Raw genomic sequence first — 14,078 nt, 5'->3', positions numbered from 1 at the left:
GTTCGCGCCGCCCGAATGGGATTCGGGTCATCGAAGGGGGGAATCATGAAATTCACGCGTCTCGCGGCGCTTGCCGCCGTGGCTGTTCTGGTGGCATCGCCGTCGCTGGTCTCGGCGCAAGACAAGGCCAAGGGCAAGGCCGAGAAACACTATGTCGTCGTCAATGAAGACGTCGGCGTCCCCGTCTTCGCCACCGACCTCCCGGATCGGCCCTACAAGGTGCTCGGCGAGGTCAAGGCCGGTGTCCGCAAGGCGACGATCTTCAGCAAGGAAGCATCGCAGACCAAGATCTATCGCGAACTCTGGGAGCGGGCCGAGAAGCTCGGGGCAGACGCGGTGATCAACGCCAAATATGGCGATTCGCATGTGAGCGCGCTCAGCTGGGGCAAGACCAACGCCACCGGCACCGCGATCAAGTTCCTGGCTCCGGGCGAGGCCGCGGCGCCGGCCGCCGCGAAGTAACTGCCGCTGGCCCGGGCGCTCGCGCGCCGGGCGTGCCGCACGAGAAAGCCGCACGAGAAAGAGGCCGCCGTCCGGTATCCCCGGGCGGCGGCTTTTCTCTGTTCCGGGCCAGTGCCGGGCGCGGGCAGCCTTTGGAGGGTTTCCTCCCCGGCAGCGGACAGCCCCGCACCGCCTTCGTCCAGATATGCGCCGGCATCGTCATCTTGACCTGCGTGCCGGTGGTCGCCGAAGCTCTGGGCATGGGGGAAAGCGAAATATGGGCAGCACTCGGCATCGCGCCGACGGCAGACCAGCGTGCGATCCGCATTGCCTATGCCGCTCGGCTGAAGGCGCTGGACCCGGATGCCGATCCAGGCGCATTCCTCTCGCTGCGCGAGGCCTATATGCTCGCCCGCGATGGGGAGGGCGCCGGCACCGAGGTCGAGGAGATGCCTGCGCCATCGTCCGGCGCGTCCATTGGCTATGCCGTGCGGATCGCGACGCTGGCCGGCCTGTTCGACGCGGCGGCGCGAAATGGGCATCCGTGGCTCGACCGCGAGGCCAAGGCGGTCTTGCGGGAGAGTTGGCGCGGCATCGCCGAGGAACTGGGCGAGGCGGGCATCGGCGTCTATGGCGCGGCCGAGCGGGAAGTAGCGCACCTGATCGCAGACCGGGGCCGGCTCGCGGTGGGACTGGTAATTCCCGTCACCGAGTTTTTCGGCTGGGCGACGCGTGAGATCGATGTCTCGACCGACGCCGCGATCGTCGAGGTGGTTCGGCGCTATTGGCTGGTGCGGTTCCTCCAGGTCGTCCGCAAACCGGTCAACGCGCATCACGACGCCTGGGTCGAGCTTACCGCCAAGGCCTATCCCGGATCGGGCCGGGGGCGCTGCGATCCTGTGCTCGTGCATGAGCTGCTGTTGATCGTGCGCGAGATCTGGCCTGAACTGGAAACCGAGATGGATCCGGCGCGGGTCGAGCTCTGGCGCGACAATACCGCCGATCCCGATCACTGGGAGAATGTGCTGGCGGCGCGGCACCGGCGGCGGCGGGCGCGCGTGCTCGTGCTGGTGCTCGTGCTGATGTCCTCGCTGAGCGCAGCCGGGTGCGTGATCGCGGATATCATCCGGCCGAGCTGATGGCCGGGCCGGGCTGACAGGAGCCGGTGCAGGGTATAGCCTGCCGTCCGGATGAAACGCGATGCCACGGATTCCGCCCGCGCAGGGCTGGTCGATGCACTGGCCCGTGTCGCCGAGGGCGATCGCGAAGCGCTGCGGCGCGTGTATGATTCCACTTCGGCGAAGCTGTTCGGCGTCTGCCTGCGTATCTCCCGGGACAGGGAAACCGCAGAGGATATCTTGCAGGAAGTCTATCTCAAGATCTGGAACCGCGCCGGGCGCTTCGATGCGCAGCGGGCGAGCCCGATCACCTGGCTGTGCACTATCGCGCGCAACACGGCGATCGATCGTCGCCGTGCCGCTGGCCCCATAATGCTGCCCGAGGAAGACGCGGCAGGCGTAGCGGACGATTCCGCGACCGCGATCGAGCTGATCGAAGGTGCGGAGGAGCGCGCGCGGATCTTTCATTGTCTCGATGCGCTCGATCGGCAGAAGGGCGGCGCGATCCGCTCGGCCTTTTTCGACGGGCTCAGCTATCCCCAGCTTGCCGAGCGCATGGCCGTACCGCTCGGCACGGTGAAGAGCTGGATTCGCCGCGGCCTTGCCCAGCTCAGGCAGTGCCTCGATGGCTGAGCCCGCAATGCCTCCCGAAGCGCGCGACATGCTCGCGGCCGAGCTGGCGCTGGGCGTGCTGGAGGGCGACGCACTGGCGCAGGCGCTGCGCCTGAAGCTGATGGACGAGGCTTTCGCCGCGCTGGTCGAGGCATGGCAGGCGCGGCTGGCGCCGCTCAGCGCCGGCTTTGCCGCGGTTCCCGGGCCCGATATCTGGCCCGCCATCGCGCGCCGACTGGAAGGGATCGAGCCGGCCCGGCCACCGGCCGCATTGCGTTGGTGGCGGATCGCGGCTTTGGGCTCGGGCGCGCTGGCCGCATCGCTGGCGCTGGTGCTGTTCCTGCGGCCGGCATCCGCTCCCGTCACCATCGTCCGCCCGCCCGAGCAGATCGCGGTGGCCCAGCTCGATGGCGGGGAGAAGGGGGCGCTGCTTGCCGCCAGCTATGATGCGGCAGCCGGCGAGCTGCGCATTCGCGCCATTCGCATGCCGGCCTCCCGGCTTGCGCCTGAACTCTGGATCATTCCTGCCGACGGCGTGCCGCGTTCGCTTGGCCTGGTGGCGGCAAATGGCAGCAGCCGTATCGCCGTGGCGGCCGATCACCGGGGCTTCATGGAAGAGGGCGCGACGCTCGCCGTTACGATGGAGCCGCGCGATGGTGCGCCGCACCGGGCGCCGAGCAGTTCGCCGGTCGCCGCCGGAAAAATCTCGAGGATCTGAGCCGGGCGCGCATCCGCGGCGTCCCCCGCACCGTAGCTCCTGCCGGCACCATCTCCCGGTGCCCCGGAGAAGGAGCCAGAACATGCCCAGTCTCAAGCAAGTATTTCTCACCGCTGCCGGTTCGGCGCTGCTCGCCACGGGCGCCATGGCGGCGATCCAGGACTATCCGATGGTCGGCGGCGCTGCGATGTATCCCACCAGGAACATCGTCGAGAACGCCGTGAATTCGCAGGATCACACCACGCTGGTCGCGGCGGTGAAGGCGGCCGGGCTTGTCGGCACGCTGTCGGGGCCAGGGCCCTTCACGGTCTTCGCGCCGACCAACGAGGCCTTTGCCAAGCTTCCCGCCGGCACCGTGGAAACGCTGGTGAAGCCCGAGAACAAGGCGATGCTCACCAAGATCCTCACTTATCATGTCGTGCCGGGCAAGATGAGCGCGGCGATGCTGGCCAGGGACGCCGCCAAACATGGCGGCAAGGCGATGCTGACCACCGTGCAGGGCGAGAAGCTCACCGTCACCAAGGGGCCGGGCGGGTCCTGGTGGGTCGTCGATGCCAAGGGCGGCAAGGCGAAGATCACCATTGCCGACGTCAATCAGTCGAACGGCGTGATCCATGTGATCGACTCGGTCCTCATGCCTTGACCTGAGTCGGGCTCGTCCTGACCCCCAGGACGGGCCTGGCGCCTGCCGACCTTGATCCCATCGGTGCCGGCAGGCGCCAAACGACCCCAAAAGAAAACCGCCGCCCGGTTGCCCGGACGGCGGTTTTTCGCATTCGGTCCTGAACCGAGCGGGATTTACTCCGCGTCGTTCAGATACTCGCCGGCGTCCGCATCGGTACCATGGCCCGAGGGCACGACCGAGGCGAGCGGATCGCTGCCGGTGCCTTCCGAGTCACGCACCGAGCGGGCCAGCTCGGCGGCATGCTCTTCGGCGGCCGAGTTCGGCGCCACCAGCGCATTCTGCAGCGCGCGCTGCTGGACGCGGAGGGCGGCGTCGCGGCTCGTCGCGGCGACACGCAGGCGGTTCATGCCCGCGCCGGTGCCGGCGGGGATGAGACGACCGACGATCACATTCTCCTTGAGGCCGATCAGCGTGTCCTGCTTGCCCTGGACCGCAGCCTCGGTGAGGACGCGGGTGGTTTCCTGGAACGACGCCGCCGAGATGAAGCTGCGGGTCTGCAGCGACGCCTTGGTGATGCCGAGCAGGATCGGCTTGCCCTGTGCGGGGGCCTGACCCGGAGCCAGCTTCTCGTTGGTCTCGTCCATCTCCGAACGGTCCACCTGCTCGCCGGGGAGCAGGGTGGTGTCGCCGGCTTCGGTGATCTCGACCTTCTGCAGCATCTGGCGAACGATCACCTCGATGTGCTTGTCGTTGATCTTCACGCCCTGCAGTCGATAGACTTCCTGGATTTCCGACACGAGATATTCCGCGAGCGGCTCGATGCCGAGCACCTCGAGAATGTCGTGCGGATCGGGCGAGCCGCCGATCAGGTTGTCGCCACGCTTGACGTAGTCGCCTTCCTGGACGTCGATCACCTTCGACTTCGGAACCAGATACTCCACGACCTCGCCGCCATCGTCCGGCATGATGCCGATCTTGCGCTTGGCCTTGTAGTCCTTGCCGAACACGACACGGCCCGAGACCTTGGCGATGATCGCGTTCTCCTTGGGCTTGCGCGCCTCGAAGAGCTCGGCGACGCGCGGCAGACCGCCGGTGATGTCGCGGGTCTTCGCGCTTTCGCGGGCCACACGGGCGAGCACGTCGCCGGCCTGCACCGTCGCACCGTCCTCGACCGAGAGCACCGCGCCGGGCGCCAGCATGTAGCGGGCGGCCTCGGCGGCGTTGTCGCCGGTCAGGGTCAGGCGGGGACGCAGGTCTTCCTTCGACTTGCTGGCGACGCGATACTCGGTGACGACGCGCTGGGCGATGCCGGTCGCTTCGTCGGTCTGCTCGGTGAGCGTCTTGCCCTCGAGCAGGTCCTGATACTTCACGACGCCGCCGGTTTCCGTGATCACCGGCATGGTGAACGGATCCCATTCGGCCATCCGGTCGCCCTTCGAGACGATATGGCCGTCGTCGAACATCACGTACGCGCCGTATGGGATCTTGTGCACGGCGAGCTCGCGCCCGTCCATGTCCAGGATCGCCAGCTCGGCCGAACGGCTGAGCACCACGCGGCGGCCGCGCTGGTCTTCGATCACGCGAACGTCGCGGAACTCGACCTTGCCGTCCACGGGGGCTTCGAGGTTCGACTGCTCGTTGAGCTGCGCCGCGCCGCCGATGTGGAAGGTACGCATCGTCAGCTGCGTGCCCGGCTCGCCGATCGACTGGGCCGCGATGACGCCGACGGCTTCGCCGATGTTCACCGGCGTACCGCGGGCGAGGTCACGGCCATAGCACTTGCCGCAGACGCCGATCTTGGCTTCGCAGACCAGCGGCGAGCGGATCTTCATGCCCGGAATGTTCAGGGCCTCGATCTTCGCCACGGCCGGCTCGTCGAGCAGGGTGCCGGTCGGGATGACCACGTTGCCGTCCTTGTCGACCACGTCTTCCGCGGTCGTACGACCGAGAATACGCTCGCCAAGCGAAGCGATGGTCGAGCCGCCCTGCACGATCGCGCGCATTTCCAGCGCACGCTCGGTGCCGCAATCCAGCTCCATGATCACGCAGTCCTGCGACACGTCGACCAGGCGGCGGGTCAGGTAGCCCGAGTTCGCCGTCTTGAGCGCCGTATCCGCGAGACCCTTGCGGGCGCCGTGGGTGGAGTTGAAGTACTCAAGGACGGTCAGGCCTTCCTTGAAGTTCGAGATGATCGGCGTTTCGATGATCTCGCCCGACGGCTTGGCCATGAGGCCGCGCATGCCGGCGAGCTGCTTGATCTGCGCCTGCGAACCACGCGCACCCGAATGGGCCATCATGTAGATCGCGTTGATCGGCTTCTCGCGGCCCTTGTTCGGGCCGTCTTCGTAGCGCTTCACCGCCTTGATCTCGTCCATCATGGCGCCCGCCACCTGGTCGCCGCAACGGCTCCAGGCGTCGATCACCTTGTTGTACTTCTCCTGCTGCGTGATCAGGCCGTCCTGATACTGCTGCTCATAGTCCTTCACCAGGGCGCGGGTCTCGTCGACCATCGCTTCCTTCTGCTGCGGGATGATCATGTCGTCCTTGCCGAACGAGATGCCCGCGCGGAACGCGTGACGGAAGCCGAGCGCCATGATCGCGTCGGCGAACAGCACGGTCTCCTTCTGGCCGGTGTGACGATAGACCTCGTCGATCACGTCGCCCACGTCCTTCTTGGTGAGGAGGCGGTTGACGGTGTCGAACGGCACCTTGTGGCTCTTCGGGAGGCACTCGCCGAGCAGCATGCGGCCCGGGGTGGTCTCGAAGCGCTTGAGGTACTGGTTGCCCTCTTCGTCGGTTTGCGGGACGCGGCTGATCACCTTGGTGTGCAGGGTGACGGCACCGGCCTCGAGCGCCTGGTGCACTTCGGCCATGTCGCCGAGCAGCATGCCCTCACCGGGCTCGCCTTCCTTGAGCATCGACAGATAGTAGAGACCCAGCACCATGTCCTGCGACGGCACGATGATCGGCTTGCCGTTCGCGGGCGACAGGATGTTGTTGGTCGACATCATCAGGACGCGCGCTTCCAGCTGGGCCTCGAGGCTCAGCGGAACGTGCACGGCCATCTGGTCACCGTCGAAGTCGGCGTTGAAGGCCGAGCAGACCAGCGGGTGGAGCTGGATCGCCTTGCCTTCGATCAGCACCGGCTCGAACGCCTGGATGCCCAGGCGGTGGAGCGTCGGCGCGCGGTTCAGCAGAACCGGGTGCTCGCGGATCACTTCGTCCAGGATGTCCCAGACTTCCTTGCGCTCCTTCTCGACCCACTTCTTGGCCTGCTTCAGGGTCATCGAGAGACCCTTGGCGTCCAGGCGGGCGTAGATGAACGGCTTGAACAGCTCGAGCGCCATCTTCTTCGGCAGGCCGCACTGATGCAGTTTCAGCTCAGGCCCGGTCACGATGACCGAGCGGCCCGAATAGTCGACGCGCTTGCCGAGCAGGTTCTGACGGAAGCGGCCCTGCTTGCCCTTGAGCATGTCGGACAGCGACTTGAGCGGACGCTTGTTGGCACCGGTGATGGTGCGGCCGCGACGGCCATTGTCGAACAGCGCGTCCACGGCTTCCTGCAGCATGCGCTTTTCGTTGCGGACGATGATGTCCGGCGCACGCAGCTCCATCAGGCGCTTCAGGCGGTTGTTGCGGTTGATCACGCGGCGATACAGATCGTTCAGATCCGAAGTCGCGAAGCGGCCGCCGTCCAGCGGCACCAGCGGGCGCAGCTCGGGCGGGATGACCGGCACGACGTCGAGGATCATCCACTCCGGGCGATTGCCCGAATCGATGAAGCTCTCGACGACCTTCAGGCGCTTGATGATCTTCTTCGGCTTCAGCTCCGACTTGGTGACCGCGAGCTCCTCGAGGAGTTCCTTGCGCTCGCCTTCCAGGTCGAGATCCATGAGCATGATCTTGACCGCCTCGGCGCCGATGCCGGCCGAGAACGCGTCCTCGCCATATTCATCCTGCGCGTCGAGCAGCTCGTCCTCGGTGAGAAGCTGGAACTTCTCGAGCGGGGTGAGGCCCGGCTCGGTGACGATATAGCTCTCGAAGTACAGCACGCGCTCGAGCTGCTTGAGCTGCATGTCGAGCAGCAGGCCGATGCGCGACGGCAGGCTCTTCAGGAACCAGATGTGCGCGACCGGTGCGGCGAGCTCGATATGGCCCATGCGCTCGCGGCGGACCTTCGAGACGGTCACTTCCACGCCGCACTTTTCGCAGACGATGCCCTTGTACTTCATGCGCTTGTACTTGCCGCACAGGCACTCGTAATCCTTGATCGGACCGAAGATGCGCGCGCAGAACAGGCCGTCACGCTCGGGCTTGAACGTGCGATAGTTGATGGTTTCCGGCTTCTTGATCTCGCCGAACGACCACGAACGAATCCGATCCGGCGATGCGATGCCGATCTGGATCTGGTCGAAGGTTTCCGGCTTGGCGAGCGGGTTCGCGAAGTTGGTAAGTTCGTTCATATTCTTTCGTCCCTCAGGAGGGTCAAATCTTCTGGGCGGGGAGGGGAGGGCGCCACCCGGAGGCAGCGCCCGATCCCGTTACTCCGCCGCCTCGGCCAGGCCGTCTTCCTCGGAGGCTTCGTCGATAGCCTTGAGTTCGACGTTGAGGCCCAGCGAGCGCATTTCCTTGACGAGCACGTTGAAGCTCTCGGGGATGCCGGCCTCGAAGGTGTCGTCGCCCTTGACGATCGCTTCATAGACCTTGGTGCGGCCGACCACGTCGTCCGACTTCACCGTCAGCATTTCCTGCAGCGTATAGGCAGCGCCGTACGCCTGCAGGGCCCAGACCTCCATTTCGCCGAAGCGCTGACCACCGAACTGCGCCTTGCCGCCCAGCGGCTGCTGGGTGACGAGCGAGTACGGCCCGATCGAACGCGCGTGGATCTTGTCGTCCACGAGGTGGTGGAGCTTCAGCATGTAGATGATGCCCACGGTCACCTTGCGGTCGAACGCGTCGCCGGTGCGGCCGTCGAACAGCGTCGACTGGCCCGAGGTGTCGAGACCCGCCAGCTCCAGCATGTCCGAAACATCCGCCTCACGCGCGCCGTCGAACACCGGAGTGCCCATCGGAATGCCCGTGCGGACGTTCTGGATCAGCTCGGCCACCTGCTCGGGGCTGCGCGCCTCGATCTCGGCGGCATAGTGATCGCCATAGACCGTCTTGAGGCGATCCTTGACGGCATCGGGCATCTCGCCCGCCACCGCGTCCGGATTGCTCTCGCGCCATTCCTCGAGCTGCCTGGCCACCTGCATGCCCAGGTTGCGGGCAGCCCAGCCAAGGTGCGTCTCGAAGATCTGGCCGACGTTCATGCGCGAAGGCACGCCGAGCGGGTTCAGCACCAGGTCGACCGGCGTACCGTCCTCGAGGAACGGCATGTCTTCCTGCGGCAGGATGCGCGAGATGACGCCCTTGTTGCCGTGACGGCCGGCCATCTTGTCGCCCGGCTGCAGCTTGCGCTTCACCGCGACGAAGACCTTGACCATCTTGAGCACGCCCGGCGGCAGCTCGTCGCCACGCTCCAGCTTCTCGCGGCGGTCCTCGAACTTCTCCTTGATGCGCTTCACGGCCTCGTCATACTGGCCCTTCACCGCCTCGAGGTCGCCCTGGACCTTGTCGTCCTGAACGGCGAACTTCCACCATTCGTGACGATCCACGCTGTCGAGCAGGTCGGCGTCGATCTCGGAGCCCTTCTTCAGGCCCTTCGGCGTCGCCGTGGCGACCTGGCCGAGCAGCATCTCGCGCAGGCGCGACCAGGTCGCGCGGTTGAGGATGTTGCGCTCGTCGTCGCTGTCCTTCTTCAGGCGCTCGATCTCCTCGCGCTCGATGGCCAGCGCGCGCTCGTCCTTGTCGATGCCGTGACGATTGAACACGCGCACGTCGACGATCGTGCCCGACACGCCCGGGGGCAGGCGGAGCGAAGTGTCGCGGACATCCGAGGCCTTTTCGCCGAAGATGGCGCGGAGGAGCTTTTCCTCCGGCGTCATCGGGCTCTCGCCCTTCGGAGTGATCTTGCCGACCAGGATGTCGCCCGGCTCGACCTCGGCGCCGATGTACACGATGCCCGCCTCGTCGAGGTTGCGCAGCGCTTCCTCGCCGACGTTCGGGATGTCGCGGGTGATGTCCTCCGGCCCGAGCTTGGTGTCGCGGGCCATCACTTCGAACTCGTCGATATGGATCGACGTGAACACGTCGTCCTTCACGATCCGCTCGGAGATCAGGATCGAGTCTTCGTAGTTGTAGCCGTTCCAGGGCATGAACGCGACGAGCGCGTTGCGGCCCAGCGCCAGCTCGCCGAACTCGGTCGAGGGGCCGTCGGCGATGATGTCGCCGGCATTGACCGTCTCGCCCACCTTCACCAGCGGACGCTGGTTGATGCAGGTCGACTGGTTCGAGCGCTCGAATTTCATCAGCGTGTAGATGTCGACGCCGCTCTCCTCCGCCGAGACCTCGCCGGTCGCGCGGATGACGATGCGGGTCGCGTCGACCTGGTCGACCACGCCGCCGCGGCGCGCGGCGATCGCGGCACCCGAGTCACGGGCGACGGTCTCTTCCATGCCGGTGCCGACGAAGGGCGCTTCCGCCTTCACCAGCGGCACGGCCTGGCGCTGCATGTTCGAGCCCATCAGCGCGCGGTTCGCGTCGTCGTTCTCGAGGAACGGGATCAGCGAGGCGGCGACCGAGACGAGCTGCTTCGGCGACACGTCCATCAGCGTCACCGTCTCCGGCAGCGCCATCAGGAATTCGCCGGCCTGGCGGGCCGAGATCAGCTCCTCGGTGAAGCGGTGATCGGCATCGACCTCGGCCGAAGCCTGAGCGATCGTGTGCTTCGCTTCTTCCATCGCCGAGAGATAGACGACCTCGTTGGTAACCTTGCCGTCGACGACCTTGCGGTACGGCGTCTCGATGAAGCCGTACTTGTTGACGCGCGAGAAGCTCGCCAGCGAGTTGATCAGGCCGATGTTCGGGCCTTCCGGCGTCTCGATCGGGCAGATACGGCCATAATGGGTCGGATGGACGTCGCGGACCTCGAAGCCCGCGCGCTCGCGGGTGAGGCCGCCCGGCCCGAGCGCCGAGACGCGACGCTTGTGCGTCACTTCGGAGAGCGGGTTGGTCTGGTCCATGAACTGCGAGAGCTGCGACGAGCCGAAGAACTCGCGAACCGCGGCGACCGCCGGCTTCGCGTTGATCAGGTCGTTCGGCATCACGGTCGACACATCGACCGAGCTCATGCGCTCCTTCACGGCGCGCTCCATGCGGAGCAGGCCGACGCGATACTGGTTCTCGAGCAGTTCGCCCACCGAGCGGACGCGGCGGTTGCCGAGATTGTCGATGTCGTCGACTTCGCCCTTGCCGTCCTTCAGGTCGACCAGCGTCTTCACCACGGCGAGGATGTCCTCGGTGCGCAGCGTCGTCACGGTGTCCTCGGCGTCGAGGTCGAGGCGCATGTTGAGCTTCACGCGGCCCACGGCCGAGAGGTCGTAGCGCTCCGGATCGAAGAACAGGCCGGCGAACAGCGACTCTGCCGTCTCTAGCGTCGGCGGCTCGCCGGGGCGCATGACGCGGTAGATGTCGGCCAGCGCCTGCTCGCGCTCCTCGGCCTTGTCGGCGGCGAGGGTGTTGCGGATCCAGGGGCCGGTGGCGATGTGATCGATGTCGAGCAGCTCGAGGCGGTCGATGCCGGCCTTGTCGAGCTTCTCGAGATTCTCCGCCGAGACTTCGTCGCCGGCCTCGATGTAGATCTCGCCGGTCGACTCGTTGATGAGGTCATAGGCCGAGTAGCGGCCGAAGACTTCCTCGGTCGGGATCAGGAGAGTCTCCAGACCGTCCTTCTGCGCCTTGTTGGCGGCGCGCGGCGAGATCTTCTGGCCGGCCGGGAACACGACTTCGCCCGACTTGGCGTCGACGATGTCGAACATCGGCTTGGCGCTGCGCCAGTTTTCCGGCTGGAACGGAATCTGCCAGCCGTTCGGGCCGCGGACGAAGGTCACGCGGTTGTAGAAATAGTTGAGGATCTCCTCGCCGCTCAGGCCCAGGGCGTAGAGCAGCGTGGTGACCGGCAGCTTGCGCTTGCGGTCGATGCGGACGTTGACGATGTCCTTCGCGTCGAACTCGAAGTCGAGCCACGAGCCGCGATAGGGGATCACGCGCGCCGCGAAGAGATACTTGCCCGAAGCATGCGTCTTGCCGCGGTCATGGTCGAACAGCACGCCCGGCGAGCGGTGCATCTGCGACACGATCACGCGCTCGGTGCCGTTGATGAAGAAGGTGCCGTTGCCCGTCATCAGGGGCATGTCGCCCATGTAGACGTCCTGCTCCTTGATATCGAGCACCGAACGGGCTTCCGTGTCCGGATCCACCTCGAACACGATCAGGCGCAGCGTGACGCGCATCGGCGCGGCATAGGTGATGCCGCGCTGGCGGCACTCTTCCACGTCGAACTTCGGGTTCTCGAGCTCGTAGTTCACGAAGTCGAGTTCGGCCGTGCCGGCGAAGTCGCGGATCGGGAAGACCGAGCGCAGGGTCTTCTCGAGGCCGGAGACATAGCCGATCGAGGGGTTCGACCGCAGGAACTGTTCGTAGGATTCGCGCTGGACCTCGATCAGGTTCGGCATCTGCACCACTTCGTGGATGTCGCCGAACACCTTGCGGATGCGGCGCTTGAACGTGCCGCCTGAGCCTGCGCGCGTCTGCGCGCCTTCCTCGATCGCCTTGGTTGCCATGGGTGTATAATGCCTCGTCAGCCGTGATTTCGGTGCCCCTGTCCGGGGCCGGGACGCATGGAAAGACGCAGAAAAAGCCGCACGACTCCCATTTCGGGTTTCGGCAGCTTTCAGCGTCTTATGAGACCACGACCCCAATTCGCCCGATGCGTTGCGCGACGACGCATCATTTCCCGGACCCGTGGTGGAGAGCGGGATATAGGTAGCTTGTTGGATTCTGTCAAATGGCCGGCGGAACCTTTTTGCGCGCCGTAAGTGCTGGGAAAATTTGCGATTAACTGCAAATGAACGCGGTTGTTCGTCGCCGCGGCGGCCCCGTTCGCCGCAGTTTCGAGCCTCCTTCGCGACGGAATCCGGGTTCCATTCATTGAACCTGCGATATGAAGGAGAGACCCGCAATGCCTACCATCCGTGCCGCGCTGTTTCTCGGCGCCGCTTTCCTCGCCCTGCCTGCCCATGCGCAGGACGCTCCCCAACAGGTGACGCCGCCGCCGATCATGACGACGCCGGCACCTTCGCCCGCTCCCGCACCGGCGCCGCAGGCGCAGGTGGTGATGCAGCCTTCGAGCCCGGTGGTGCAGCCGGTTCCTTCGGTCGAGGAGCAGCAGCGCGGTGCCGCCGCGGCCGATGCTCCCGCGCCGGCCGAGCGCCGCGCCACCGCGACGCGGACCACCAGCACCCGAGTGACTACCACCCGCGCGGCGCCGGCGCCGGTGCCCGTGCGCGAGGCCGCGCCGGTGCGCCAGGCGGCGCCCGCCGCCCCGGCCGCCGAAACCCCGCTGACGCTGCCGTCGCCGCCGGTCCGGACGGTGCCGGAGCCGCTTCCGCCCCAGGTCGATGCCGCGCCTGCGCCCCAGGCCGCCGCGCCGGTGACGGCCGACAGCAGCGCCAGCACCACGCGAAGCACCGGCATCGCCTGGCCGTGGCTGCTCGGCGGGCTGGCGCTGGTGATCGCGGGCCTTGCCGCGTTCCTGCTTTCGCGCCGCCGCAATGACGAAGCGGTCACCACCGAGCCGGCGCCTGTCGAGCCGACCCGCGTTGCCGCGGCGCCGATCGTGACTCGCGAGCCGGTGGTCGAGCCGGTCGCTGCCCTGGATGCCGCGGTGATCGCCCAGGCGCCGCGGATCGATGCGCGCATCGATCCGCGCGCGGTTCCGCCGGCGATCGAGCCGGTTGCCACCGAGCAGGAGGCGGAGATCGCCGAGGCGGGCAAGGACGATCTTGCCGGCGTCGCCGACACGACTGCCCCGGTCTCGCACCGTCCTTGGATCGAGCTCGGCCTGCGCCCGGTCAGTGCCGGCACCACCGAGGAGGAGGCGATGGTCGATTTCGAGCTGACTGTCGGCAATGCCGGCGATACCGCGGCGCGCAACGTCCGCATCTCCAGCTTCATGCTCGCCGACGAGGCCGAGGGCACGGAAATGGAGCGGATGCTCACCGAGCGCCGCAGCGAGACGATCGTGCCGCCGGTCTCGATCGATCCGGGCGACGGCACCCGCGTCGACGCGCATCTCGCGGTGCCCAAGGGCGATCTCGGCCGCGTGTTCAACCCGGTGGTGGTCGCCGAGGCCCGCTATACGCTGCCCGACGGCAGCGAGGCGCGTACCGCCGCCGCGTTCCGGATCGGCCGCCCGGCCTATGAAGGCGGCATCGGCGGGATCGGCGCGTCGCGGCCGCATATGACCGAAGATCTCGCCGCCGAGCTCTACGGCCAGCCCGAGCACGCCTGATCCCCGAAACATCGGGGACATCGAAGCCCGCTTCTTCCGAAAGGGAGGGGCGGGCTCTTTTCATGCACGCGGTTTTGGGCCTATCGAACGCCATCCTCAGGGAGATAACAT

8 protein-coding genes are annotated in these 14,078 nt (G+C 66.6%); 6 read left to right on the top strand and 2 right to left on the bottom strand.

The window, feature by feature from the left end; translation table 11 throughout:
• Window positions 1–45 precede the first annotated feature (45 nt).
• The 5 genes from ACIQCS_RS12335 to ACIQCS_RS12315 all read left to right on the top strand — a co-directional run bounded on the left by ACIQCS_RS12335 (window position 46) and on the right by ACIQCS_RS12315 (window position 3,532).
• Window positions 46–462 carry a heavy metal-binding domain-containing protein gene (locus tag ACIQCS_RS12335; protein ID WP_345847691.1) on the top strand — a complete coding sequence of 139 codons (417 nt, stop codon included), beginning with the start codon at window positions 46–48 and terminating at the stop codon, window positions 460–462.
• Between the two features lie 32 nt (window positions 463–494).
• Complete coding sequence (locus tag ACIQCS_RS12330) at window positions 495–1,580, top strand: hypothetical protein (protein ID WP_345847689.1); 1,086 nt, start codon at window positions 495–497, stop codon at window positions 1,578–1,580.
• Between the two features lie 51 nt (window positions 1,581–1,631).
• Window positions 1,632–2,192 (top strand): sigma-70 family RNA polymerase sigma factor, encoded by a 561-nt coding sequence (locus ACIQCS_RS12325; protein WP_345847687.1) that lies wholly within the window; start codon window positions 1,632–1,634, stop codon window positions 2,190–2,192.
• Window positions 2,185–2,889: an anti-sigma factor domain-containing protein gene (locus tag ACIQCS_RS12320; RefSeq protein ID WP_345847685.1), complete on the top strand. Its 705-nt coding sequence runs from the start codon at window positions 2,185–2,187 to the stop codon at window positions 2,887–2,889. The genes ACIQCS_RS12325 and ACIQCS_RS12320 overlap by 8 nt, the downstream gene beginning before the upstream one ends.
• Before the next feature lie 82 nt (window positions 2,890–2,971).
• Complete coding sequence (locus ACIQCS_RS12315) at window positions 2,972–3,532, top strand: fasciclin domain-containing protein (protein WP_345847683.1); 561 nt, start codon at window positions 2,972–2,974, stop codon at window positions 3,530–3,532.
• A gap of 155 nt (window positions 3,533–3,687) precedes the next feature.
• On the opposite strand, the gene rpoC is transcribed toward ACIQCS_RS12315, so the two are convergent.
• Window positions 3,688–7,977, bottom strand: a complete 4,290-nt coding sequence (gene rpoC / locus ACIQCS_RS12310) for a DNA-directed RNA polymerase subunit beta' (protein ID WP_345847681.1) — start codon at window positions 7,975–7,977, stop codon at window positions 3,688–3,690.
• Between the two features lie 78 nt (window positions 7,978–8,055).
• A complete protein-coding gene (gene rpoB / locus ACIQCS_RS12305; RefSeq protein WP_345847679.1) occupies window positions 8,056–12,237 on the bottom strand; it encodes a DNA-directed RNA polymerase subunit beta in 4,182 nt (1,393 codons plus the stop codon).
• 398 nt (window positions 12,238–12,635) lie between these two features.
• Between rpoB and ACIQCS_RS12300 the strand changes: the two genes are divergently transcribed.
• A complete protein-coding gene (locus tag ACIQCS_RS12300) occupies window positions 12,636–13,967 on the top strand; it encodes a hypothetical protein (RefSeq protein WP_345847677.1) in 1,332 nt (443 codons plus the stop codon).
• Window positions 13,968–14,078 lie beyond the last annotated feature (111 nt).

Source organism: Sphingomonas sp. NPDC092440, from assembly GCF_044754985.1.
Classification (GTDB): domain Bacteria; phylum Pseudomonadota; class Alphaproteobacteria; order Sphingomonadales; family Sphingomonadaceae; genus Sphingomonas.
Note: the sequence above shows the minus strand (reverse complement) of the source record. Positions and strands in the feature narration are given on the sequence as shown.

Coding starts and splice junctions, on each gene's coding strand:
- ACIQCS_RS12335 (WP_345847691.1), top strand. CDS start 46: ATGAAATTCACGCGTCTCGCGGCGCTTGCCGCCGTGGCTGTTCTGGTG.
- ACIQCS_RS12325 (WP_345847687.1), top strand. CDS start 1,632: ATGAAACGCGATGCCACGGATTCCGCCCGCGCAGGGCTGGTCGATGCA.
- ACIQCS_RS12320 (WP_345847685.1), top strand. CDS start 2,185: ATGGCTGAGCCCGCAATGCCTCCCGAAGCGCGCGACATGCTCGCGGCC.
- ACIQCS_RS12315 (WP_345847683.1), top strand. CDS start 2,972: ATGCCCAGTCTCAAGCAAGTATTTCTCACCGCTGCCGGTTCGGCGCTG.
- rpoC (WP_345847681.1), bottom strand. CDS start 7,977: ATGAACGAACTTACCAACTTCGCGAACCCGCTCGCCAAGCCGGAAACC.
- rpoB (WP_345847679.1), bottom strand. CDS start 12,237: ATGGCAACCAAGGCGATCGAGGAAGGCGCGCAGACGCGCGCAGGCTCA.
- ACIQCS_RS12300 (WP_345847677.1), top strand. CDS start 12,636: ATGCCTACCATCCGTGCCGCGCTGTTTCTCGGCGCCGCTTTCCTCGCC.